The sequence below is a fragment of the Caballeronia sp. GAFFF1 genome (assembly GCF_023630705.1).
Classification (GTDB): Bacteria; Pseudomonadota; Gammaproteobacteria; order Burkholderiales; family Burkholderiaceae; genus Caballeronia.
Genome location: NZ_JALQEM010000028.1, coordinates 147,940 through 170,903 on the forward strand (window position 1 = coordinate 147,940; position 22,964 = coordinate 170,903).

Here is a 22,964-nt window from a genome sequence, read left to right on the forward strand (position 1 = left end):
TGCGCCGTTCAGGCCGTGCGCGGCATCACTTTGTCGAGCGTGATCGGCAGATCCCGCACGCGCACGCCCGTCGCGTGATACACCGCATTGCCGATCGCCCCGGCCACGCCCGTAATGCCGATCTCGCCGATTCCCCGCACGCCCAGCGGATTGATGAACGGATCGGGCTTGCCGACGAACGCGATGTCGATCTGTCCGATATCCGCGTTCACCGGCACGTGGTACTCCGCGAGATTGGCGTTGGTGTAGCGGCCATAGCGCGGATCGAGATCGCTTTTTTCCATCAGCGCCGAGCCGACGCCCCACACGATGCCGCCCATCAACTGGCTATGCGCGGTCTTTTCGTTGAGCAGATTGCCGACGTCGTACACGCCGACGATGCGCGGCACGCGGATCGTGCCCAAGTCCGCATCGACGTGCACTTCCGCGAACACCGCGCCGAACGAGTGGAACGCGTATTCCTTCTTCTCGTCGCCGGGCTTCGTCGTCGCGATGGCTTCGATCGGCTTGCCGCCGTTGCGCGCGATCACGGCCGCCGCCGGATCGCGCTTGTCCGGGTTCGAGCGACTGACCACCCAGCCGTTGTTCACGGTCACGTCCTCGCGCGACAGTCCCGCGAGGGGCGAGCCGCGGTCGGCGATCGCCATCGCGATGAGCTGATCGCGCGCCTGTCTCGACGCCGCCTGCACCGCCGGCGACACGCTCGCGACCGACTGCGAGCCGCCCGAGCCGGGCGCTTTCGGCAGCGACGAGTCGCCGAGCGCGAAGTTGACGTAGGCGGGCGGAAAGCCGAGCGCGTCCGCCGCCACTTGCGTCATCACGGTGTACGTGCCGGTGCCGAGATCCTGCGTGCCGGCGGCGACCATCGCGGTGCCGTCGGGCAGAATGCGCGCGATCGCGGACGATTCGCTGCGATTGGCCGGATACGTCGCCGTCGCCACGCCCCAGCCGATGAGCGTATTGCCTTCGCGCATCGACTTCGGCGCGGCGCGGCGCCTGGACCAGCCGAACTTCTGCGCGCCTTCCTGATAGCACTCCATCAGCGCCTTGCTGGACCACGGCTTCTTTTCCTGCGGCTCCCTATTCGCGTAATTCTTGATGCGCAACGCGAGCGGGTCCATCGCGAGCTGATACGCCATTTCGTCCATCGCCGTTTCCAGCGCGAACGAGCCGCTCATCTCGCCCGGCGCGCGCATGAAGGTCGGCGTGCCGACATCCAGCTTCACGAGCTTGTGCGACGTGGAAAGATTCGGCACCGCGTACGCCATGCGCGTGACGATCGCCGAGCTTTCAGTCCAGTCCTCGAAGGTCGACGTCGTCGACACGACGTCGTGGCGCATGCCGGTCATCGTGCCGTCCTCGCGCGCGCTCACCGCGATGCGCTGCTCGGTGAACGGCCGGTTGCCGACCATGCCGAACATCTGCGTGCGATCGAGCACGAGCTTGACCGGCCGCCCCGTCTGCTTCGCGGCCATTGCCGCCAAAACGACATGCGACCACACCGAGCCCTTGCAGCCGAAACCGCCGCCGACGAACGGGCAGATCACGCGCACGTCGTCCTCCGGAATGCCGAAGAATTTCGCCACCGAACTGCGCGCGCCGGAGACGCCTTGCGTCGTGTCGTAGAGTGTGAGCTTCGGGCCGTCCCAGCGCGCGAGCGTCGCGTGCGGCTCCATCGGATTGTGATGCTCGATAGGCGTCGTATAAACCGTGTTCAGCCGCGTCGGACCCTGGCGCAGGCCGGCGTCCACGTCGCCGCGCTGCGTCGTGATCGCGCGGCCCATCATCTTTTGCGGCTGATATGCCGTGTGCCTCGCGCGGTCGAAATCGGCGTTCGGCGTGGCGGCGTCATAGCGGATATCGACGAAACGGGCCGCGCCCCGCGCATGTTCGAGCGTATCCGCAACGACGACCGCCACCGGCTCGTTGCTGTAGCGCACGTCGTTGTTCTGCAGGAGCGACAGGCCGCGAATCGCGGGCGGCTGCGCGTCGGGCACGCCGCTGTGCGGCAGGCGCATCGCGTTGCGGTACGTCATCACGAAGAGCACGCCGGGCATGGACTGCGCGCGGCTCGCGTCGATCGACGCAATGCGGCCTTTCGCCACCGTGCTCGTGATGAGCACCGCGTGCGCGAGCTTGGCTTCGCTGTTGTCGCCGCAATAGCGCGCCTGGCCGGTGACCTTCAGCACGCCGTCCGTGCGATCCATCGGTTGACCGATGACACTCATGCGACACCTCCTGCTTGTTGAACGGCGCGGACGATCGCCCGTTGCGCGAGCGTCACCTTGAACGCGTTGTCGCGTCGCGGTTGCGCGCCCTGCACGGCGAGCGCGGCGGCGCTTTGCAGCGTGGCGGCATCGAGCGTCCTGCCGGCGAGCGCCGCCTCGGTCGCGCTCGCGCGCCACGGCTTGTGCGCCACGCCGCCGAGCGCGATGCGCGCGCTCCTGACCGTGTTGCCATCCATCTGTAACGCGGCCGCGACTGAAACGAGCGCGAACGCGTAGCTCGCGCGGTCACGGATCTTCAGATACTTCGAGTGGTCGGCGAAGAGCGGCGGCGGCAGATCGACGGCGGTGATCAACTCGCCCGGCTTGAGCGTCGTATCGAGATCGGGCCGGTCGCCCGGCAGCCGATGAAACTCCGCGAACGGAATGACGCGCTCGCCGCTCGGGCCGGTCACGCGCACGACGGCATCGAGCGCGGCGAGCGCCACGCTCATGTCCGACGGATTCGTCGCGATGCACTGATTGCTCGCGCCGAGAATCGCGTGAATGCGCGTGTTGCCGTCGAGCGCGGCGCACCCGCTGCCCGGCGCGCGCTTGTTGCACTGGGGAAAGCCGGTGTCGTAGAAGTAATAGCAGCGCGTGCGCTGCATCAGATTGCCGCCGACGGTCGCCATGTTGCGCAGTTGCGCCGACGCGCCCGCGAGCAGCGCCTGCGACAGCAGCGGATACCGCTCGCGCACCCACGTGTGATTGGCGGCGTCGCTGTTGCGCACGAGCGCGCCGATGCGCAAGCCGCCGTCCGGCAACGGCGTCACGCCGCCGAGGCCGTCGATATGCGTGATATCGACGAGCCGCGCCGGGCGCGCGACGCCGTTCTTCATGAGATCGAGCAGGTTCGTGCCGCCGCCGATGAATACCGTGCCCGGCTGGCCGCCCGCCTGCACCGCCGAACCGATGTCGGCGGCGCGCTGATAGGAGATCGCGTCCATGTCGTCTCCTTAACTGCGCGTCGAAGCGACGGTCTTCACCGCCGCGACGATGTTCGGATACGCGCCGCAGCGGCAGATGTTGCCGCTCATGCGCTCGCGGATTTCGTCGTCCGAGAGTTGCGGCGGGCGAAAGCGCACGTCGGCGGTCGCGGCGCTCGCGTCGCCGTTGCGGTATTCGTCGATCAGCGCCGTCGCCGAGCACAACTGACCCGGTGTGCAGTAGCCGCACTGGAAGGCGTCCTTTTCGATGAACGCCTGTTGCAGCGGGCTCAGGCTGTCGGCGGCGGGCGCGAGACCCTCGACGGTCGTCACGCTTTCGCCCTCGTGCATGACGGCCAGCGTGAGACACGAATTGATCCGCCTGCCGCCGACGATGACCGTGCACGCGCCGCACTGGCCGCGGTCGCAGCCTTTCTTCGTGCCGGTGAGGCCCGCGTATTCACGCAACGCGTCGAGCAGCGTGGTGCGCGCTTCGACCTGCAATTCGTACGGATGGCCGTTGATGGTCAGCTTGACCGGCATGACCGGCGCGGCGGATGGCGGCATCGGCGTGGATGCCTGCGCGTCCGCTTGTTGCGAGCCGGCTTGCTGCGCGTGCGCAAGCGGCGTCGCGGTCACGGCCGCTGCCGCCGCAGCCGATTGAAGAAAACGCCTGCGCGACGGCTTTTGCGCCGCGTCGTCGACGGGAGGTGAAGCTTTATTGACTGGAGACATGGCGAAAGAAGGCTCCTCGCTCGTTCGGAAGGGCGTCGTCCGGCTCGGGTCTTCGTGGGATGATCGCTCGCGGCCGACGCGACTTTCGGCCGATGAGCGCCGGTGCCCGGGTCCGCGCGGCGCAAGGTGTCTGCGAGCCGAAGCGCAGTCGACTGTAAGGCGACCGAACGTTCGGCAATTCGCGACCGCATGTCTATGCAAGTCGGGTGCCACGGCTTGTCGCGCGGGCGTTCCGTCGTGGAAGGTCCGAAGACTGCGCGTAAATCCTGCATCCGCGAGTAAATCCGCGTTCGCCCGGCGCTTGCCATCGTTTCGGTATTTGTCAGGGACGAGGCGCACTTTGTGACGTTTTTTCGGCCGCGCAGGTCGCACAATCGCACGCAGTCCGCTCCGAATTCGTCCATGACAGCCGACGCCGATCGCTATCACGCCGCCTTTTCGCACTATTCGAACGCCCGCTTCGCCGACGCGCTCGCGCTGCTCGCGCCCATGCTCGCGCGCCATCCCGCCACGAGCGAAGTGCTGAACCTCGCGGCGATGTGCGCGTTCCGTGCCGATCGTCACGAACTGGCCGATGCTTATTGGCAACGCGCGATGAAAGAGCATCCGAACGACGCGGGGTCGTACAGCAACTTCGCGAGCGCGCTGACCGCGCGCGGCCGCCTGAGCGAGGCGCGGGCGCTCTATCGCCGGGCGATCGAACTGCGGCCGGATTTCGTCGAGGCGCACTACAACCTCGCGAACGTGTCGCAGAAGCTCGGTCAAATGGACGAAGCCGAAGTGTCGTTTCGGCAGGCGCTGCGCCTGAAACCGGATTTCGCGGAAGCGCATCTGAACCTGGCGGCGTTGCTCGCGCACGCGGGCCGCCTGCCCGAAGCGGAGGCGGCATACCGGCAAGCGCTGGCCGCGCGGCCCGGCTACGCGGAAGCGCATAACAACCTCGGCAATCTGCTTAAAGATGCCGGCCGGTTCGATGAAGCGGTCGCGCACCTTCGGCAGGCTGTCGCCGCTCGTCCGGACTGGGCGGACGCGCACTTCAATCTCGGCAACGCGCACACCGCGCGAGCGTCGCTCGGCGATGCCCGCAGCGCCTACCGGAATGCTGTCGCGCTGCGCCCGGATTTCGCCGGCGCGCTGAACAATCTCGGCGGCGTGCTGGACGCGCTCGGCTACCTGAAGGACGCCGAAGCGGCCTATCGGCGGGTGCTTGCCATCGAGCCGGATTCGGCGGACGCGCACTGCAACCTGGCGAACGTGATTTATCGCGATGTCGCGCTCGGCCGTCGCGAGCGGCTGGCGGAAGCCGAAGCATCGTATCGCCGGGCGCTAGCGCTTCGGCCGGGCTTTGCCGCCGCGTTGATCAACCTCGGCAATCTGCTGCGCGAGGACGGCGCGCGTTCGGCGGAGGCGCAGGCTGTGTTCCGCGAAGCGCTGCGCGTCGATCCCGAATCGGCCGATGCGCGGCTCAATCTCGCGACGACGCTCTTGCGCGCGGGAGACTTCGCGCAAGGTTGGACATGCTTCGAAGCCCGCTACGACGCGCGTCTCTCGCAGCGTTCGGTTCTTCCGCCGGACGTTCCGTATCCGCAATGGCGCGGTGAACCGCTCGCGGGCAAATCGCTGCTCGTGGTCACGGAGCAGGGCTTCGGCGACAGCATCCAGTTCATCCGCTATCTGCCGATGCTGAAGGCGCAAGGCGCGGCGAAGCTCACAGTCGTCTGCCCGCCGGCGCTCGTCGCGCTGCTCGAATCCGCCGATGTCACCTCGCAATTCACCATGCAATGCGTCACGCCCGATGCGCTCGCCGCGCTGCCGCCGCACGACTACTGGTGCTTTCTGATGAGCCTGCCCGCGCGCGCCGGCACGACGCTGGACACGATTCCCCGCGCGACGCCTTATCTGCACGCGAGCGCATCGCGCATCGAGTATTGGCGGAGCCGCTTGCCGGATACGCCGAAGGTAGGTATCGCATGGTCGGGCGAGCCGCGCCCGTGGATGCCGGACTCGTTCGGCGCGTTCAGCCGCCGCTGGCTCGACGCGCCTCTGTGCGAGCCGCTTTTCGACACGCCCGGCGTGACGTTCGTGAGCCTGCAAAAAGGGCCGACCGCGCGCGCCCAGCTTGCCGCGCTGCCCGCCCGGCTGCGCCCGCTCGACCTGATGAACGACGTCGCCGATTTCGCCGATACGGCCGCGATCATCGCGTCACTGGACCTGGTGATTTCGGTGGATACGGCGGTTGCGCATCTGGCCGGCGCGCTGGGCAAGCCGGTGTGGATACTCCTGTGCGCGAACGCCTGCTGGCGCTGGCTGGAACGCCGCGACGACTCGCCGTGGTACCCGGGCGCGCGGCTTTTCCGCCAGCGCGCGCCGGGTCAGTGGGGCGATGTGATCGAGGGCGTCGCCGATGCGCTCGCCGAGTGGCGTCGCCTTGAAGGCGTTACGCCTCGCTCTCCATGATCCGGTCGATCCACCGCGCGTTCTCGCCCGCCGATCCGATGCCCGCGTGCTTCGCCATCGGCACGAAGAAATGCATGGCGATCGGCAGCTTCGACCTTTCGAGCCAGTTTGTCAGATGCGCTTCCAGCCGGCGCGCGGGCGCTCGCAGCTCCTCGCGCAAAACCGGCGGCAGCTTCTCGAAGTGGCGCATGTCCGTCTGATACGGCTCCGGCGCGACGCACAGCGCGTTCGGGCGGCCGTCGACATCGGCGGGAAGGCGCTCCAGCGCCTGATGCAAAAGCGCGACGCCGAGCCCTTCGCCGCGCCACGGCTTACGCACTTCCCACTTGCTGATGTAGATCACGCGGTGCGTGCTGTAGATTTCGCAGAGCCGCTCGTGCCCGAGCGCTTCCGTCGATGCCAGCGCGAGCGAGAGCATTTCGCCCGAATAGGTGTCGAGCGTGTAGACGAGATCGGCGCTCTTCGTGAGCGGCGGCACCTTGACGAGCTTCAGTTCGACCGCCGCCGCGACGATATCGCTGCCCGCTTCATGAAAGACGGCAAACGCGGTGCCGAGCCGCTCGTCGTCGACTTGCGGATACTCGTGGCGATACGTCATGGTGAAGAGCAGCGGGCCGATCTTCTCGCGATAGGCGAGCGGGCGGTCCACGTCGTAGTCGTCGGTGCCTTGCAGGCCGTACGGATCATAGTCGCGCTTTTCGCGGCGCTCGCCGCTTTCCACCGACGACGCGAGCGCGGCAAGCGGCCGGCGCGATTCCGGCACGAGATCTTCCGGCAGCCCTTCCCACGAAAGACGCAGGAACTCGCGTCCGCCCCGGTAATGCGCTTCGAAGAGCGATGCGACCGGCTGGCTCGCGACCGGATCGAGAATGCGCTGGGCGCATTCGAGCGCGCGGTCGAGCAGTTGATCGGCCTCGGCGGGGTCGGGCGCGAGCGGCGGTTCGTCGGCTTGCGGCGCGGCCGGCAAACCCTGCGCGACGCGCGCCTTGTGCGCTAGTTCGAGCCATTCGTCGGCGGCGCGTTCGGCGATGAAGCCCGCCGCGATCCGGTAGCCCGTCAGCACGACCGACTGGCCGGTATCGCCGAGCGGGAACACGTACTCGTCCGACATCGCTTCGTCCACGGTGACGGAGACGAAGGTCTCGCGCGGCAGCGGCGCGTTGGCCGCCGAGTCGAAACGGGCGTGGGACAGGACATGCGCGGCGAGGTCGGACGCGGCGGGACCGAATTCCGAACCCGGCCCGGGAAGCAGCTTCAGAAGAGGTAAGGCGATGGGGTTGCCGATGGTGCCGATGGTGCCCGAGGTGCTCATGAGTGCCGTCTCCGATCGTGAACGGCTATCGTAACAAACCGTGCCGCTTCACGAGAGCGGGCGCAGGACGTGCTTCTCGCTCGACACTTCGACCCGGTGGTGGAGAAACGCCATGAACAGCGAGATCTACGAAGGCGGTTGCGCGTGCGGCGCGTTTCGCTTTCGCGCGAAGGGCGCGCCGCGGCGCGTCGCGCTGTGTCACTGCATGACGTGCCGGCGCGTGCACGGCTCGGCGTTCGGCGCGTACGCGATCTTTCCTCGCGATCAAGTGGAAATGAGCGGCGCGCTCAAAACGTGGGAAAGCTCGGAAGACGGGCGGCGCCATTTCTGTCCGGCGTGCGGATCGGTGGCGTATATGGAGTTCGTGAGCCGCCCGGAAGTGGATCTGCCGCTCGGCGCATTCGATGAAGCCGGCCTCTTCGAGCCGACCTACGAACTTTGGTGCATGCACCGCGAGCCGTGGCTGCCGAGTGGCGCGCGCCCGGAATACGCCGAGGAACGGACGGCATGATCGCGCTCCGCCGTTGTTTGCATCCCGAAAGGTGAGCGCCATGCCGGGACGCGAGGGACGCATTCGCATCGGCATTTCGGGCTGGCGTTATGCCGGCTGGCGCGGCGTGTTTTACCCGAAGAAGCTCGCGCAGGCGCGCGAACTCGAATTCGCGTCGCGCGCGGTGCAGACGGTCGAGATTAACGGATCGCATTATTCGCTGCAAAGCCTCACGAGCTGGCGCGCGTGGCACGAGGCCACGCCGGACGGCTTCGTTTTCAGCGTGAAAGGGCCGCGCTATCTGACCCACATGCTGCGTTTCCGCGATGAAACGGCGATTCCCGCCATCGCGAATTTCTTCGCTTCGGGCGTGCTCGCGCTCGACGAGAAACTCGGGCCTTTTCTGTGGCAGTTTCCGCCGAACTTCAGTTTCAAGCCCGAATCGTTCGAACGGTTTCTCGAACTGTTGCCGAAGGACACGCACGCCGCCGCCGCGCTCGCCCAGCAGCACGACACGCGCGTGAAAGAGCCGTGGTTCGAGGCGCGGCGCAAGCGGGCGCTGCGCCATGCCATCGAGATCCGCCATCCGAGCTTCTGCACCGATGCCTTCGTGCGGCTTCTGCGCAAGTACGGCGCGGCGCTGGTCGTATCGGATTCGGTGGCGGACTGGCCGTATGCCGAAGACCTCACGTCCGACTTCATGTATCTGCGGCTGCACGGCACCGAAACGCTTTACGGCGGCGCGTATTCCGACGACGCGCTCGACGGCTGGGCGCGGCGCATCGAGCGATGGGCGGCGGGCGGGCAGGTCGAGGACGCGCGGCTTATTTCGACGGCGGCCGCGCGCCGCCGCGCATCGCGCGACGTGTACTGCTACTTCGACAACGATCAGAAAGTACAAGCGCCTTTCGATGCCCGCCGCCTGATGGAACGCCTCGGCGTGAAGCCCGAAAACGGCGGCTGAAACGTGTCGCATCGAGCTAATTCGTGTCCGAATCGACCGGGACACGGATTGTCCCGCCGGAACTGCATTCTTCATTCAACGGTCCGACTCATTGCATCGATTGCATTCACGTCAGGAAAATAAGACGATAAGCGGCGTGCTTCGCGCGAAAGAAAAAGCGCTTGAGAAAGCGACGAGCGAAGCACGCGCGCCGGATGCGCGACGAGCGGCAGGATCGAGAACCTTTGACCTTCAAAGCCTACGAGGAGCATCGATACCATGGCGAAGCAACCGGTTAGCGGCAGCGAGAAAACCCATCCCGAGGGCGCGAAGTGCATCGGCGCGTGCGACCTCGGCGAGCAGATCGAAGTCATCGTCATGCTGCGGCGCAAGGACGAAGCGGGCTTTCGCCAGATGATGGCGCGCATCGACGCGGGCGATGCCCCCGCGCAGTCCGTCACGCGAGACGAATTCGACAAGCGCTTCGGCGCATCCGAGCACGATGTCGAGAAGATCAAGAATTTCGCCGCAGAGAACGGCCTGACCGTCGTGCGCGCCGAGCCGAGCACGCGCAGCGTCGTGCTCAAAGGCAGCATCGAGCAGTTCCAGAAGGCGTTCGACGTGAAGCTCGAACGCTTCCAGCATCACAACATCGGCGAGTATCGCGGGCGCAGCGGCCCGGTGAACGTGCCGGACGATATCCACGACGCGGTCACCGCCGTGCTCGGCCTCGACAGCCGGCCGCAGGCGCGCCCGCATTTCCGCTTCCGGCCGCCGTTCAAGCCGGCGCGCGGCGTCACGCCCGCGTCGTTTTCGCCCGTCGATCTCGCCGCTCTTTACGACTTCCCCGAAGGCGATGGCGCGGGCCAGTGCATCGCGATCATCGAACTCGGGGGCGGCTATCGCGACACCGATCTTTCCGCGTACTTCGCGAAGCTCGGCGTGAAGTCGCCGAAAGTCGTGTCGGTGAGCGTGGACAACGCGAAGAACGCGCCGACCGGCAATCCGAACGGGCCGGACGGCGAAGTGACGCTGGATATCGAAATCGCGGGTGCCATCGCGCCCGGCGCGCGCATCGCGGTGTATTTCGCGCCGAACAGCGACGCCGGTTTCGTCGATGCCGTCAACCGCGCGATTCATGACAACACGAACAAGCCGTCCGTCGTGTCGATCAGCTGGGGCGGGCCGGAGACGAACTGGACCTCGCAGTCCATCAACGCGTTCAACGACGTGCTGCAAAGCGCCGCCGCGCTCGGCGTGACGGTGTGCGCGGCAGCGGGCGACAGCGGCTCGTCGGACGGCGTGGGCGACGGCTCGAACCACGTCGATTTCCCGGCGTCGAGCCCCTATGTGCTCGGCTGCGGCGGCACGAGCCTCGCGACCTCGGCGCAGTCCATCACGCATGAAGTGGTGTGGAACGACGGCGATCAGGGCGGCTCGGGCGGCGGCGGCGTCAGCGCGGTCTTTGCGCTGCCCGCGTGGCAGAAGGGCTTGAGCGTCGCGCACACGGGCGGCAAGCACACGCCGCTTTCGAAGCGCGGCGTGCCTGACGTGGCCGGCGACGCATCGCCGCAAACCGGCTACGAAGTCGTAATCGACGGCGAGGAAACCGTCGTCGGCGGGACGAGCGCCGTCGCGCCGCTGTGGGCCGCGCTGATCGCGCGGATCAACGCCATCAACGGCGCGCCGAGCGGCTTCGTCAATCCGAAGCTGTACAAGGCGAAGACCGCGTTTCGCGATATCACGCAGGGCAATAACGGCAGCTTTGCGGCATCGGCCGGATGGGATGCATGCACGGGTTTAGGCAGCCCCGACGGCGGGAAGATCGCGGCCGCGCTCACGCCCGCCGGCGGCCAGGCACGGCAGTCGAGCACGAGCTGAGCCACAAGCGGAGGCACGACAGTGAACAACAACCACGACGATGATTCTGGAGCGACCACGATGAACTCCGATCCACTGACAACGAAGACGATTCACGGCCACACCGGCACGGGCGTCGCGCCCGATGCGGGCGCCGTCGCGCCGCGGCCGGCCGAGGCGAACGAGCCCGCGGCGGGCGAACGGGCGGCGAAAACACCCGCCAGGAGCACGGGCAAGAAAGACCAGCCGTATTTCGATCCGGTCGCCTACGGCAACGGCCCTGACGACTCCGTGGAAGCCACCGAAGCCGACGAGAACGCCGCGATCACGCACCACACGGCGACCATCGGCGGCGAGAAGATCGCGTACACCGCGACCGTCGGCCATCTGGTGACGGTGGACCCGAGCAGCTCGAAGCCGGACGCGAAGATGTTCTACGTCGCGTTCACGAAGGACGGCGCGAAGGAGGAAGAGCGCCCGCTCACGTTCTTCTATAACGGCGGGCCCGGCTCGTCGTCGGTGTTCGTGCTGCTCGGCTCGTTCGGGCCGCGCCGCATCAAGACGGCCATGCCGAGCTTCACGCCGCCCGCGCCGTACGAGATGGAGGACAACCCGGATAGCCTGCTCGACAAGAGCGACCTGATCTTCATCAACCCGGTGGGCACCGGCTATTCGGCGGCGATCGCGCCGAACAAGAACCGCGATTTCTGGGGCGTCGATCAGGACGCCGATTCGATCAAGCAGTTCATCAAGCGTTATCTGACGAAGAACAACCGCTGGAATTCGCCGAAGTTTCTGTTCGGCGAATCGTACGGCACGGCGCGCAGTTGCGTGCTCGCGTACCGGCTGCACGAAGATGGCGTCGATCTGAACGGCATTACGCTGCAATCGTCGATTCTCGACTACCGGCAGGCGGGCAATCCGGTGGGCGCGCTGCCGACCGCCGCCGCCGATGCGTGGTACCACAAGAAGCTCGGTGTGCATCCGACGCCGACGAACCTGCTCAACTTCATGGAGGAAGTCGCGGAATTCGCGCGCACGGATTATCTGAACGCGCTGCGCAAGTTCCCGCAGACGGACGACGAAGTCGTCGAGAAGCTCGCCGAATACACGGGCATCGACAAGGTGACGCTGCTCGCGTGGAGCCTCGACATCGCCGCCTACGACAGCCGCGGCAACTCGCTGTTCCTGACGACGCTGCTGAAGTCCAAAGGCGAGTCGCTCGGCTCTTACGATGGACGCGTGACGGCGGTATCGACGGGCATCGCGGGCAAGATCGACCCGAACAGCGGCGGCAACGACCCGACGATGACGGCGGTGAGCGGCGTGTACACGGCGATGTGGAACAGCTATCTGAACGAGCAGTTGAAGTTCACGTCCACGTCTTCGTTCACGGACCTCAACGATCAGGCATTCATCAACTGGGACTTCAAGCACACCGATCCGACCGGTGAGGAGAAGGGCGTCGATGCGAAGGGCAACGTCGTGCTGTACACGGCGGGCGATCTGGCCGCGGTGATGGCGCTGAACGTGGATCTGAAGGTGCTGGCCGCGAACGGCATGTACGACTTCGTGACGCCGTTCTACCAGACCATCCTCGATCTTCAGCAGATGCCGCTCATCGACAAGACCGTGCGGCAGAACCTCTCGGCGACGTTCTATCCGTCGGGACACATGGTCTATCTGGACGGCGGTTCGCGCACGCAACTGAAGGCGGATCTCGCGAAGATGTATAGCGAAGCGACGTCGAACCACGAAGCGATGAGCCGGATCATCACGCTGCAGAAGATCACGGCGGACAAGGCGGGCAAGGCGCTTTCGCCGGAGAACGCGCAGTAAGGCGGCGCGTGCCGTTTCGGTTATCGCAACGGCACGCGCGAACGTGTCAAAGGCTCGTCCGCTGTCCGATTGGCGCGTCCTGCGCTTTCTGACACACTAGCTGCACCGCTCGGATTGGGGGTGCAGCGTGTCGCATTCTTCGAGGCCGCAACGCGCGTTGCGCTTTCTGCTCGCTGTCGCATGGCTCCTCGCGGCGCTGACGGCGGGCGCTTCTCATGCCGCCGCGCGGCTCGTGATCGGCGCGGTGCCGGGCATGGTTCCTCCGCTGGATGTCGCCGCGGGCCCGGACGCGAACGCCGCGCCGCGCGGCGTCTCCATCGAGTTCGCGCAGGCGGTCGCCGAATCGCTCGGGATGGCGCCGCAATGGCGGCGCTATCCCAATCGCGCCGCGCTCCTCGACGCGCTCTCGCGCGGCGAAATCGACATGGCCACCGGCGCGACCGGCGACGATCCCGGCGGCCCGCTGCTGCTCTCGCGGCCTTATCTGCCCATCAAGACGGTCATCGTCGAGCCGCTTGCAAAGCACGCGGCCACACATCGCATGGCGTACGTGCAGACGCAGACATCGCCCGCGCGGCTTGCGGCCGCGTATCCTTCGATGACGCTCGCAGCTTACCCCGATACCGTTTCGGCATTGCTCGCGGTTTCGCTCGGTCAGGCCGATGCATTCGCCGGCGACGTGACGGCTGCCGCGTACTGCATCGGACACCTCGATTTGCCCGGTCTCGCGGTCACGGGCTTTGCGCCCTTCGACGAGAGCGGCTACAGCTTCGCGTTCGCGTCAGCCCGGCCCGACGCGCAAGCGCTGGCGCAGCGGGTCGATGCCGCGCTGGCGCGCCTGCCGCCGCGCTTCATGATCGTGGCCCGCGCTCGCTGGGAAGTGGCGATGACGGCAGTTTCGGCGCAGGGCACGCCCGAACTGACGCCCGCGCAGAAGGCGTGGATCGCGGCGCATCCGGTCGTCTATTACTCGATGCTGTCGCACGCGCCACCGCTCATGTTCCGCGACGCGCGCGGTCAGCCCGCCGGTCTCGCGCCGGACCTGCTCGCGGCGGTCTCGCGCACGACCGGGCTGCGCTTCGAGGGACGCCTGCGCCGCGATATCACGCGGATCGAGCGCGACGTGAAGACCGGCGAATCCGCATTCCTGCCGATCAGCGTGCCGCGCGGTCCTGACGATCCGGACTTCGTCGCGTCGGTGCCGTTCGGCGAAGGGCTTGTCGCCATCGTGACGCGCTCGGGCTCGCCGCCGCTCGCCGATGCCGCCGCGCTCGCCGGCAAGCGCGTCGCGTTGCCCGCCGGCCTTCCCGCGCCGCCGACGCTGACCGGCAAGGCGCCGACGGCCCGCATCGTCGAAGTCAGTTCGATCGAAAGCCAACTCGCCGCTGTCGCCAACGGCCGGGCCGACGCGGCGCTGCTCGACATGAAGCTCGCCAATTACGCGATCGGCAATCCGTATCGCGGCAGGCTCGACATCAGCGGCGTGCTGTCGTCGAAGCCGTCGCCGCACGTGTTTCTCGTCGCGCGCAATCAGCCGGTGTTGCTCGACATTCTGAATCGCGCGATCGCGGCCTTGCCGCCTCACGAACTCGAAGCCATTCGTGCCCGTTGGCAGCTTGCTGAGCATCCCGAAACATTGTGGGAGCAAAGGCGCCCGCGCGTGGAGCTGGGCGCGGCGCTCGGTGGCGCGCTCGTGCTTGTGCTCGCCGGGTGGGCGGTGTCGCTGCGCGCGCAGATCGTGCGACGCATCGCCGCTGAAAACGCGATGCGCGTCGCCAAGGAGGAAGCGGAGACCGCGAACCGCGCGAAGTCCACCTTTCTCGCGACGATGAGCCACGAAATCCGCACGCCGATGAACGCGGTGCTCGGCCTGCTCGAACTCGAATTGCGCGCGCCCGGCAACCGCGAAGCCTCCGAGCGGTCGCTGCGCACGGCGCATCACGCAGCGCGCGATCTGCTCGGCATGATCGACGATCTGCTCGACGTCGCGAAGATCGAAGCCGAGCGGCTCGTGCTGGCGCCGTCGCCGGTCGAGCTCTTTGCGTGGATCGCGGGCGTTGCGGCCATCTACGAGCCGGCGGCGCGGGCGAAGGGCATCGCGCTCGTCGTCGAGCGGCACGGCGAGCGCGACGGTCCGGCGTGGATCGTGGCCGACGCGCAGCGGCTGCGGCAGATCGTCGGCAATCTGCTGTCGAACGCGATCAAGTTCACCGATGCCGGCGCGGTCACGCTGGCGTGCGATGTCGCGCCGCCGCGCGACGGCAAGCGCGCGGTCACGTTGGTCGTGTCGGATACGGGCGTCGGCATTGCGCCGGAGCGGCAGGCGTCGCTCTTCACGCCGTTCGTGCAGGCCCACGACGGCGGCGCGCGGCGTTTCGGCGGCACGGGGCTCGGGCTCACCATCTGCAAGCGGCTCGTGTCGATGATGGGCGGCAGCATCGCGTTTGCCAGCACGCCCGGACAGGGAACCCGCTTCACGGTACGCGCCGCGTTTCCCGAAGCGCAGGAGACGGCGCAGCCACAGCCTTCCGAAACGCGCGATGCGGCGCCCGAGGCCGCGCGTGCGCTCAGGGGCTTGCGCGTGCTCGTCGTGGACGATCATCCCGCGAACCGCATGGTGCTCGACGGACAGATCCGGCTGCTCGGCGGCTCGACCGAACTCGCGGTGGACGGCCGCAGCGCGTTCGCGCGCTGGCGCGACCATCCGGGCGCGTTCGACGTGATTCTCACCGACTGCTCGATGCCCGAGATGAGCGGCGAGGAACTGGCCGAAGCCATCCGCGCCGACGAGGCGGCGCACGCGTTCGGCGCACGCGCGACGCCCATTGTCGGACTGACGGCGAATGCGCAGCCCGAAGCGGCCCGGCGCGCGGTGGCGGCGGGCATGACGATGTGTCTCGTGAAGCCGATCGGCCTGGATGCGCTGCGCGATGCGCTTGCGGCGGCGGCTGCGGGGAAGCATGCGCAGGCGGTCGCGGGGAGCATGGACGAGCGGGAAACTGGACCAGGGCAGGCGGGACGTTTCGCTGAAAGCGAGCGACCTGGAGAAGCCGACTGGAGTGTGCCCGCCAGGCCTGCGCCCGCGATGCAAGCGACGGCGGCGTTCGAGACCACACAAGCCACGACAACGCGGTCGACGCCCCCGCAACAGACCCGCGATGTCACACCAGACGCCGACACCACGCCGCCTTTCGACTCCGCGACGCTCGCCACCTTCGGCGATCAGGCCGCGACGCTCCTCGAAACGCTCCGATCGGCCAACGCGCACGATCTCGACGAGGCTCATGCGGCGAGAAACGCGTGCGATCACGAGCGCCTGCGCGAGATCGCGCATCGGATGAAGGGTGCGGCGGCGGTCATCGGCGCGGCGCGGTTCAAAGAGACGTGCGTCGCCCTTCAGCGCGACTGCGACCGCGCCATCGACGAAGATCGCAACGGCGAGGACGATGCTTCGATTGACGCATCGTTCGCCGCCTTCGAGCATGCCGCCCTGACACTCGATGCCGCGCTCGACGCCGCCGTTGCGCGGCCATCCGTGTGACCGACGCGCTTGCGCGCCGCGTCTCGATCGTATGTTCGCGATCGTGTGTTCTAATTGAACCTCCGTTCATCTCGAATTAGCGGCCATGCGTTGGCCGCGCGATCAGCTTGCGCCAACGAGGCATGAATCGAAGGGATACATACGCAATCCGTCGTCGTTCTCGCGGCGTCGTCCGGGCGGCGGCCTTCGTGCTTCTCGCGCTCATCGCGACGGCGGCGACGCTTCGCACCGATGCGGCGCGCGCGCAGCAGCCGGACTGGCTCGACCCGCACGTCACGCAGGCCACCATCGTCGACACCATCTGCGTGCCCGGTTACGTCGATCGCGTGCTGCCGTCCTTCGAGACGCAGATGCGCCAGAAGGAGCGGCTCTTGAAGCAGCGAAGCATCGATGCTTCGTTCGCGTCGGAATACGCGCTGGATCACCGCATGCCGGTGCTGCTCGGCGGCTCGCCGAATTCGCCCGCCAACCTGGATGTGCGCCGCTGGGAAGGGCGCGACGGTCAACGTCGCAAGGAGCGGCTCGCGGTCTATCTCAAGCGTTGCGTGTGCACCGGCGACATGACGCTTAAGGCCGCGCAGTCGGCGATGGCGGGGGACTGGGCGAATCTCTTTCCGAATCTTTCTAGTATGTCTTGTCAGGGGTTCTAACGGGGTAGGAAGGATGCAAACGCCAACGCAAAAGGCAGAACGCAAAACGCCGAATGCAAAACCGGGCACGCGGGCACCCCGCCACGCATCGAATGGCGAGCGCGACGCGCACGGCCAGTTGCTAGCCGAGAACCGAGAACCGAGAACCGAGAACCGAGAATCGAGAATCGAGAATCGAGAATCGAGAATCGAGAATCGAGAATCGAGAACCGCGAGCCGCGAGCCGCGCACTGCCGCACTCGTACGGCGCCATCGCGCATCCCTCCAATCGCACCACCGCGCCGGAACAGACCTTGCTTCCACCATAGTGACGAACTCAACATCACAGCTAGCCGGTGCCATCGAAAGCACCGGCTTCTTCGTCGATGCGCGCTCATTCCAGCGGACGGTCCAGCGAACCGTCCGTGGTCGAGGCTCAAGCGGATCTTTCAATGCAGCCCGAAGGAAACAACGAGACGCCAATCGGCGCACGAATCATCGGGGTCGCGGCACTGATCGCACTGTTCGCCTGCATGCCGCAAGCTCGCGCGGAACCGGGGTCGGTCGTGCAAGGACGCGTCGCCCCTGCGCTTCTACCGCCCGCGCCGCCGCTTTTGCGCAGCGCCAGTGCGCCGCAGGTAGCGAGCGCGCCGCCTCGCGCGTTGCCCGCGATGCCGGTGCCAATGACACCGCAAGGCGCATCGGCGGCGTCAGCGCGATTGGGTGCATCGGCAGCAAGCCGGGCATCAGCGGAAGGCGGAGCATCAGCGGAACGCGGGGCATCAGCGGCAAGCGGGGCATCAGCGGCAAGCGGGGCATCAACGGCAAGCGAAGCACCCGTATCAAGCGAAGCACCCGCAGCAAGCAAGGCATCAACGGCACGCAGAGCATCGGCCGGAAGCGGCCCGTCAGCGGCAAGCGAAGCACCCGCAGCAAGTGAAGCATCCGCAGCATCCGCAGCATCAGCCGCCGAAGCCGCCGAGGCCGCATCCGCCGCATCCGAAGCCGCCGTGCCCGAGGTCCCGCTTCCGCCGGAGCCGCCCGAGCCGAACGTCGCGCAGCGCACCGGCCTGCCGGCGACGGGCGCCTACGCGATGCGTCAGACGTTCGCGAAAGAAGTGGATCGCCGTCTGAACGTGCCGCTCGCCGCACAGCAGGCTAATGGCCGCCTCCTGCAGCATGCGCTCGACGATCACGGCCACGGCGCACTTGCAAACGAATTCGTCGTGCTCGTCGATCGCAGCGAGAACGTGCAGGCGCTCTTCGTCTACTTTCGCGCGAAGCCGGGCGATGCCTGGTCGATGATCGGCGCATCGCCCGTATCGACCGGACGGCCCGGCACATACGACCACTTCCTGACGCCGCTCGGCGTTTTCCAGCACGTGCCGGGCAACATGGACTTTCGCGCCGAGGGCACGGAGAACGAATTCAAAATTCGCGGGTACGGAGCGCGCGACATGCGCATCTACGACTTCGGCTGGGCCGATGGCGAACGCGGCTGGGGCAAAGGCGGCGTCTCGCCGATGCGCTTCCAGATGCACGCCACCGATCCCGAAAAGCTTGAGCCGCTACTTGGCATGCGGCATTCAAAAGGCTGCGTGCGCATCCCGTCGACGCTCAACGCGTTTTTCGATCACCACGGCATCCTCGATGCGCAGTACGAAGCGCGCGCGGCCGAAGGGGAATCCATGTGGGTGCTGAAGCCCACGCGGCAGACGACGCCGTGGGCGGGGCATTACCTCGTCGTCGTCGATAGCGGCGCGAAGGCGCGGCCGGCGTGGTCGCCCGGACCGGGCAAGGCGGCGCGGGCACGTACGCCCGTGGGCGCGAATTCCGTCGACTGAACGCGGCGAACGCTATTTCGACCGCGCGAGCACTACGCCCGCCAACGCGACGGCAAAGCCCGCCAATTGCACCACGCCTAGCGTCTCGCCGAACGCGAGAAAGCTCATCAGCGCGGCGAGCGGCGGCGCGAGAAAGAGCAGGGCCGTCGCGCGCGACGCATCGCCGCGCCGGACCATCCACACGAGCAGCGTCGTCGCGACGCCCGAGAGCATGAGCACGCCCCACGCGATGCAGGCCCACGTCGTCATCGTCGGAATGAAGCGGTGTTCGCCGAGCGACAGGGCGAGCACCGCCGCGACGATGGCCGCGCCCGCGTTTTGCAGCGCGCTTGCGCTGCGGATATCGGCGCTCGCGAGCGATGTCTTCTGATACAGCGTGCCTGCGGTGATCGCGAAAACGGACACTACCGCGACCGTCACGACGAGCCATTGCGGCGCGGCGTTCGCGGTATGGGCCGCCGGCGCGCCGCTTTGCGCGAGCTTCGGCGCGAGAACGAGCCCGACGCCCGCGAGACCCACGAGCAGCCCGCTCCACGATCGCGCCGAAAGCCGCTCGCCGAACACGCGCGCCGCGATGGCCGCCGTCAAAAGCGGCTGAAGCGCCCCCAGCAGCGCCATCACGCCGACGCCCAGACCTTGCGCCACCGCCCAGTAGCCCGCGCCGAGATACACGCCTTGCAGCAGCGCGCCCGCGAAGAGATGCCGCGCGGCATCCCGTGCATTCGGCCATGCCACGCGGGCAGCGAGCGCCAGCACGACGAACAGCAGCGCCGTGCCGCTAAAGCGCGCGAGCAGATATAGATTCGGGTCGACGTAAGGCGTGATCGCCCGCGCGACGATAAAGCCCGTCGACCATAGAAACACGAATACGGGCGCGATGAGCAAGGAGAGCATGAGCGAGTGTGGCAGACCGGAAAGGCAGCAGTATCGACGCAATCACGCGCGCCGTCTTGTTCAACCGTGCACTGCCGAAGCCGCACATGACAGCGCCGCGCAGTCACGCCGATGTCACAGAGCTCTGCAATGCTTCGGCTCTACCGTCCTCTGTCATCCAGCCACGAGACTCTACATGACCCGCGATTCATCCTTCGCGCGCCGGCTGCTGCCCGGCGCGTGCGCATCGATTGCACTGGCTGCACTGGCTTCATTCGCGGCGACGCCCGCGCTGGCCGCCGACGCGGTGGTTTTGTACACCGCCGACGGCCTCGAGAATCTCTATAAGGACGTGCTGCCCGCCTTCGAGAAGAAAGAAGGCGTGAAGGTGAATATAGTGACGGCGGGAAGCGGCGAAGTGGTGAACCGAGCGACCGTCGAGAAGGACTCGCCGAAGGCCGATGTCCTCGTCACGCTGCCGCCGTTCATTCAACAGGCCGCGCAAAGCGGGCTGCTGCAAAACTATCAGAGCGTGAACTACAAGAACGTGCCCGCCATCGCGAAGGCGCCGGACGGCGCGTGGGCCACGTTCGTGAACAACTACTTCTCCTTCGCGATCAATCCGGAAGTCACGAAGACCGCGCCGAAGACGTTCGCGGACCTTCTGCATCCGAACTACGCGGGCAAGGTGGCGTATTCGAACCCTGCCACCGCCGGCGACGGCATGGCGGTCATCATCCTGACGTCCGCGCTGATGGGCGAGGACAAGGCGTTCGACTATCTGAAGTCGCTCGAACAAAGCGCCAAGTTCCACACGAAGGGCACGGGTTATCTCGACGTGCTGCTCTCGCGTAACGAAATCGCGTTCGCGAACGGCGACCTGCAAATGGATCTCGACGATGCCGCGAACGGCGGTTTGTCGATCAAGCCGCTCTTTCTCTCGCACGCCGCAGGCGAAGCGCCGACCACGTTCCAGCTTCCGTACGCCATCGGTCTCATCAAGGGCGCGCCGAATCACGCGGAAGGAAAGAAGCTGATCGACTATCTGATGTCGGCCGACGTGCAGGCGAAAGTGCCCGATATCTACGGCATCCCGGCGCGCACGGACGTGCCGCTCGCCGGCAAGAACGGCGACACCGTCAAGCAGGCCATTTCCGGCGTCAAGCTGATTCCCGTGGACTGGAATCAGGTGATGCAGAAGAAGGCCGGCTGGACTGACCGATGGAAGAACGAAGTCATCGGCAATTCGGGGAAGCAAACCGAAGTCGTGAAGCCGAAGTCGTGAGCACGATTGCACTGTCGCCGGCGGCGCGCGAGGAACCGGCGCTCGCCGCGACATCCGGCGTGCGCATCGAGCGCCTGACCGTGCGCTTCGGCGCGCGCACGGTGCTCGACGACCTCACGCTCAATATCGAGCGCGGCGAGTTCCTGACCGTGCTCGGCCGAAGCGGCTGCGGCAAGACCACGCTTTTGCGCTTCATCGCAGGATTCGTCAACGCGGACGCGCTCGCGGGCACGCTCAGCATCGCCGGGCGGGATTTGACGCATGTAGCCGCGCATCGTCGCAATCTCGGCCTGCTGTTTCAGAACTACGCGCTCTTCCCGCATCTGTCCGTGTTCGAGAACGTCGCCTTCGGGTTGCACGCGCGCAAGCTGAAAGCGGCGGAAATCGCGCGCCGCGTCGCCGATGCGCTCAAGCTCGTGCAACTCGCCGATGCCGGTCACGTCATGCCCGCGCAGCTTTCCGGCGGCATGCAGCAGCGCGTGGCGCTGGCGCGCGCGCTCGTCATCGAGCCGGACGTGCTCTTGCTCGACGAACCGCTCTCCGCGCTCGACGCGAATCTGCGCGCGTCCGTGCGCAGCGAACTGAAGTCGCTGCACGAGCGTCTGCCGAATCTGACGATCGTCTGCGTGACGCACGATCAGGACGACGCCCTCGTGCTGTCCGATCGCACGCTTCTGATGCGCGATGGCCGCATCGCGCAACTCGGCTCGCCGCGCGAGCTCTACGACGCGCCCAACGACGGCTTCGTGGCGCGTTATCTCGGCGCGGCGAATCTGCTGCCGCCGCGCGTGGTCTATCCGGTCGGCGATGCGCGTCACGACGAGCGCGAGCGTCTTGCGTGCATCCGTCCCGAGCGTTTCGCGATTGCGCCGCTCGGCGATGGCCCGCTGCACGGCACGGTCGCATCGGTGGACTGGTACGGCGCGGCGCTGTCCATTGCCGTCGCGCTCGATGCGCTGCCCGGCGAGCCCGTGCTCGTCACGATGCAGCGCGGCCACGCGCGCATGCCCGAAAAGGGCGCGCGCGTTTCTCTTCGATTCGAGGCTGACGATGTCGTCCTTGTTCGTCCCTGACAGCGTCGCCAGAACGGCAGCGAACGAGAGCAACTTCGCCGCGCATCGGGCGGCGGCGCAGCGTCGGGAAAAGCGCGCGCAGTGGCAGTTGCTCTTCATTCTCGTCGTCGTGCTCGGGCCGCTCGTCGTGTATCCGCTCGCGCGCCTCGTGTGGCTGAGTGCAACGGGTCCGCACGGCCTTACCTTCGATGCCTACACCGCGTTCTTCGGCAACCCGGAGACGCGCGGCGTGATCGGCACGACGCTCGGCGTTCTCTTCGCGAGCGCGTCGATTGCCTCGCTGCTCGGCGTCGCGCTGGCTTCGATGCTGTTCTTCCGGCCGTTTCCGGGCGCGAAGCTGCTCACGCGCTTTCTCGAACTCTTCGTCGCGTTTCCGTCGTTTCTCGTCGCGTTCACGCTGATCTTCCTGTACGGATCGCAGGGCGCGGTGAGTATCGGCTTGCAGCGGATGTTCGCGCTGGAAGCGCCGCCGCTCGATTTCCTGTTTGGCATCGGCGGCGTGATTCTGGCCGAAGTCGTGTTCTATGCGCCGTTCGTCGTGCGCCCGACGCTCGCTTCCTACGCCACGCTCGACATGCGTCTCGTCGAAGCCGCGAAAAGCCTCGGCGCGGATGGCTGGATGGTCGGGACAAAAGTGGTGCTGCCGATCGCGTGGCCGGGCATCGCGGCGGGGACCATTCTGTGCTTTCTGCTGACGTTGAATGAATTCGGCGTTCTGCTCGTGCTCGGCAGCGCGCGTCTGATTACCTTGCCCATCGCCATATACAGCGCCGCTACGGTCGATCTCGACCTGCGCGCGGCGGCGGCGGGCTCGGTCGTCATGCTGCTGATGTCGCTTTCGCTCTACGCGCTGTACCGCCGCGTCGATGCGCGCACGAAGGGTCGCTGAC

17 protein-coding genes are annotated in these 22,964 nt (G+C 66.9%); 11 read left to right on the forward strand and 6 right to left on the reverse strand.

The genetic code is table 11. The features are described from left to right. Positions 1-8: 8 nt before the first annotated feature. From NCR37_RS14345 to NCR37_RS14355, 3 genes are read right to left on the reverse strand one after another with little or no spacing between them, the layout of a single operon-like run. On the reverse strand, positions 9-2,228 hold the full coding sequence (locus NCR37_RS14345; RefSeq protein ID WP_250473550.1) for a xanthine dehydrogenase family protein molybdopterin-binding subunit: 2,220 nt from the start codon (positions 2,226-2,228) through the stop codon (positions 9-11). Further along, positions 2,225-3,214, reverse strand: a complete 990-nt coding sequence (locus NCR37_RS14350) for an FAD binding domain-containing protein (RefSeq protein WP_250473551.1) — start codon at positions 3,212-3,214, stop codon at positions 2,225-2,227. The genes NCR37_RS14345 and NCR37_RS14350 overlap by 4 nt, the downstream gene beginning before the upstream one ends. 9 nt (positions 3,215-3,223) lie before the next feature. Continuing rightward, positions 3,224-3,928 carry a 2Fe-2S iron-sulfur cluster-binding protein gene (locus tag NCR37_RS14355; protein WP_250473552.1) on the reverse strand — a complete coding sequence of 235 codons (705 nt, stop codon included), beginning with the start codon at positions 3,926-3,928 and terminating at the stop codon, positions 3,224-3,226. Between the two features lie 402 nt (positions 3,929-4,330). On the opposite strand from NCR37_RS14355, the gene NCR37_RS14360 reads away from it, so the two are divergent. Further along, entirely contained in the window at positions 4,331-6,385 is a 2,055-nt protein-coding gene (locus tag NCR37_RS14360; protein WP_250473553.1) for a tetratricopeptide repeat protein, read from the forward strand. Here the strand turns inward: NCR37_RS14360 and NCR37_RS14365 are convergent. Beyond that, positions 6,366-7,697: a GNAT family protein gene (locus NCR37_RS14365; protein WP_250473554.1), complete on the reverse strand. Its 1,332-nt coding sequence runs from the start codon at positions 7,695-7,697 to the stop codon at positions 6,366-6,368. The genes NCR37_RS14360 and NCR37_RS14365 overlap by 20 nt on opposite strands. Positions 7,698-7,809: 112 nt before the next feature. Here NCR37_RS14365 and NCR37_RS14370 point away from each other — a divergent pair, with 112 nt between their 5' ends. Continuing rightward, positions 7,810-8,208 (forward strand): GFA family protein, encoded by a 399-nt coding sequence (locus tag NCR37_RS14370; protein WP_250473555.1) that lies wholly within the window; start codon positions 7,810-7,812, stop codon positions 8,206-8,208. A 40-nt stretch (positions 8,209-8,248) separates the two neighbouring features. Further along, positions 8,249-9,151, forward strand: coding sequence for a DUF72 domain-containing protein (locus NCR37_RS14375; protein ID WP_250473556.1), 903 nt, complete (start codon positions 8,249-8,251; stop codon positions 9,149-9,151). A 71-nt stretch (positions 9,152-9,222) separates the two neighbouring features. On the opposite strand, the gene NCR37_RS14380 is transcribed toward NCR37_RS14375, so the two are convergent. Further along, positions 9,223-9,411 carry a hypothetical protein gene (locus NCR37_RS14380; protein WP_250473557.1) on the reverse strand — a complete coding sequence of 63 codons (189 nt, stop codon included), beginning with the start codon at positions 9,409-9,411 and terminating at the stop codon, positions 9,223-9,225. Between NCR37_RS14380 and NCR37_RS14385 the strand changes: the two genes are divergently transcribed. From NCR37_RS14385 to NCR37_RS14405, 5 genes are all read left to right on the forward strand, one after another. Continuing rightward, entirely contained in the window at positions 9,410-11,011 is a 1,602-nt protein-coding gene (locus NCR37_RS14385; RefSeq protein ID WP_250473558.1) for a S53 family peptidase, read from the forward strand. The genes NCR37_RS14380 and NCR37_RS14385 overlap by 2 nt on opposite strands. Before the next feature lie 60 nt (positions 11,012-11,071). Further along, a complete protein-coding gene (locus NCR37_RS14390) occupies positions 11,072-12,829 on the forward strand; it encodes a S10 family peptidase (RefSeq protein ID WP_250473559.1) in 1,758 nt (585 codons plus the stop codon). A gap of 127 nt (positions 12,830-12,956) precedes the next feature. Beyond that, positions 12,957-16,370 carry an ATP-binding protein gene (locus NCR37_RS14395; protein WP_250473560.1) on the forward strand — a complete coding sequence of 1,138 codons (3,414 nt, stop codon included), beginning with the start codon at positions 12,957-12,959 and terminating at the stop codon, positions 16,368-16,370. A gap of 188 nt (positions 16,371-16,558) precedes the next feature. Further along, a complete protein-coding gene (locus NCR37_RS14400) occupies positions 16,559-17,020 on the forward strand; it encodes a hypothetical protein (RefSeq protein ID WP_250473561.1) in 462 nt (153 codons plus the stop codon). Positions 17,021-17,670: 650 nt separating this feature from the next. Further along, complete coding sequence (locus NCR37_RS14405; RefSeq protein WP_502800533.1) at positions 17,671-18,843, forward strand: L,D-transpeptidase; 1,173 nt, start codon at positions 17,671-17,673, stop codon at positions 18,841-18,843. A 12-nt stretch (positions 18,844-18,855) separates the two neighbouring features. Here the strand turns inward: NCR37_RS14405 and NCR37_RS14410 are convergent, their stop codons facing one another. After that, a complete protein-coding gene (locus tag NCR37_RS14410) occupies positions 18,856-19,737 on the reverse strand; it encodes a DMT family transporter (protein WP_250473562.1) in 882 nt (293 codons plus the stop codon). 175 nt (positions 19,738-19,912) lie between these two features. On the opposite strand from NCR37_RS14410, the gene phnS reads away from it, so the two are divergent. Genes phnS through phnU form a run of 3 tightly spaced genes read left to right on the forward strand, consistent with a single transcriptional unit; the run spans position 19,913 to position 22,963 of the window. After that, a complete protein-coding gene (gene phnS, locus NCR37_RS14415; protein ID WP_250473563.1) occupies positions 19,913-21,001 on the forward strand; it encodes a 2-aminoethylphosphonate ABC transporter substrate-binding protein in 1,089 nt (362 codons plus the stop codon). Beyond that, entirely contained in the window at positions 20,998-22,074 is a 1,077-nt protein-coding gene (gene phnT, locus NCR37_RS14420; protein ID WP_250473564.1) for a 2-aminoethylphosphonate ABC transport system ATP-binding subunit PhnT, read from the forward strand. Before phnS ends, phnT begins: the two co-directional genes overlap by 4 nt. Next, a complete protein-coding gene (gene phnU, locus NCR37_RS14425; RefSeq protein ID WP_250473565.1) occupies positions 22,052-22,963 on the forward strand; it encodes a 2-aminoethylphosphonate ABC transporter permease subunit in 912 nt (303 codons plus the stop codon). The genes phnT and phnU overlap by 23 nt, the downstream gene beginning before the upstream one ends. Position 22,964 lies beyond the last annotated feature (1 nt).

What these genes read in the sequence shown, in the direction of transcription:
- NCR37_RS14345 (WP_250473550.1), bottom strand. Translation starts at nt 2,228, where the DNA reads ATGAGTGTCATCGGTCAACCGATGGATCGCACGGACGGCGTGCTGAAG.
- NCR37_RS14350 (WP_250473551.1), bottom strand. Translation starts at nt 3,214, where the DNA reads ATGGACGCGATCTCCTATCAGCGCGCCGCCGACATCGGTTCGGCGGTG.
- NCR37_RS14355 (WP_250473552.1), bottom strand. Translation starts at nt 3,928, where the DNA reads ATGTCTCCAGTCAATAAAGCTTCACCTCCCGTCGACGACGCGGCGCAA.
- NCR37_RS14360 (WP_250473553.1), top strand. Translation starts at nt 4,331, where the DNA reads ATGACAGCCGACGCCGATCGCTATCACGCCGCCTTTTCGCACTATTCG.
- NCR37_RS14365 (WP_250473554.1), bottom strand. Translation starts at nt 7,697, where the DNA reads ATGAGCACCTCGGGCACCATCGGCACCATCGGCAACCCCATCGCCTTA.
- NCR37_RS14370 (WP_250473555.1), top strand. Translation starts at nt 7,810, where the DNA reads ATGAACAGCGAGATCTACGAAGGCGGTTGCGCGTGCGGCGCGTTTCGC.
- NCR37_RS14375 (WP_250473556.1), top strand. Translation starts at nt 8,249, where the DNA reads ATGCCGGGACGCGAGGGACGCATTCGCATCGGCATTTCGGGCTGGCGT.
- NCR37_RS14385 (WP_250473558.1), top strand. Translation starts at nt 9,410, where the DNA reads ATGGCGAAGCAACCGGTTAGCGGCAGCGAGAAAACCCATCCCGAGGGC.
- NCR37_RS14380 (WP_250473557.1), bottom strand. Translation starts at nt 9,411, where the DNA reads ATGGTATCGATGCTCCTCGTAGGCTTTGAAGGTCAAAGGTTCTCGATC.
- NCR37_RS14390 (WP_250473559.1), top strand. Translation starts at nt 11,072, where the DNA reads ATGAACTCCGATCCACTGACAACGAAGACGATTCACGGCCACACCGGC.
- NCR37_RS14405 (WP_502800533.1), top strand. Translation starts at nt 17,671, where the DNA reads ATGCCGGTGCCAATGACACCGCAAGGCGCATCGGCGGCGTCAGCGCGA.
- NCR37_RS14410 (WP_250473562.1), bottom strand. Translation starts at nt 19,737, where the DNA reads ATGCTCTCCTTGCTCATCGCGCCCGTATTCGTGTTTCTATGGTCGACG.
- phnS (WP_250473563.1), top strand. Translation starts at nt 19,913, where the DNA reads ATGACCCGCGATTCATCCTTCGCGCGCCGGCTGCTGCCCGGCGCGTGC.
- phnU (WP_250473565.1), top strand. Translation starts at nt 22,052, where the DNA reads ATGTCGTCCTTGTTCGTCCCTGACAGCGTCGCCAGAACGGCAGCGAAC.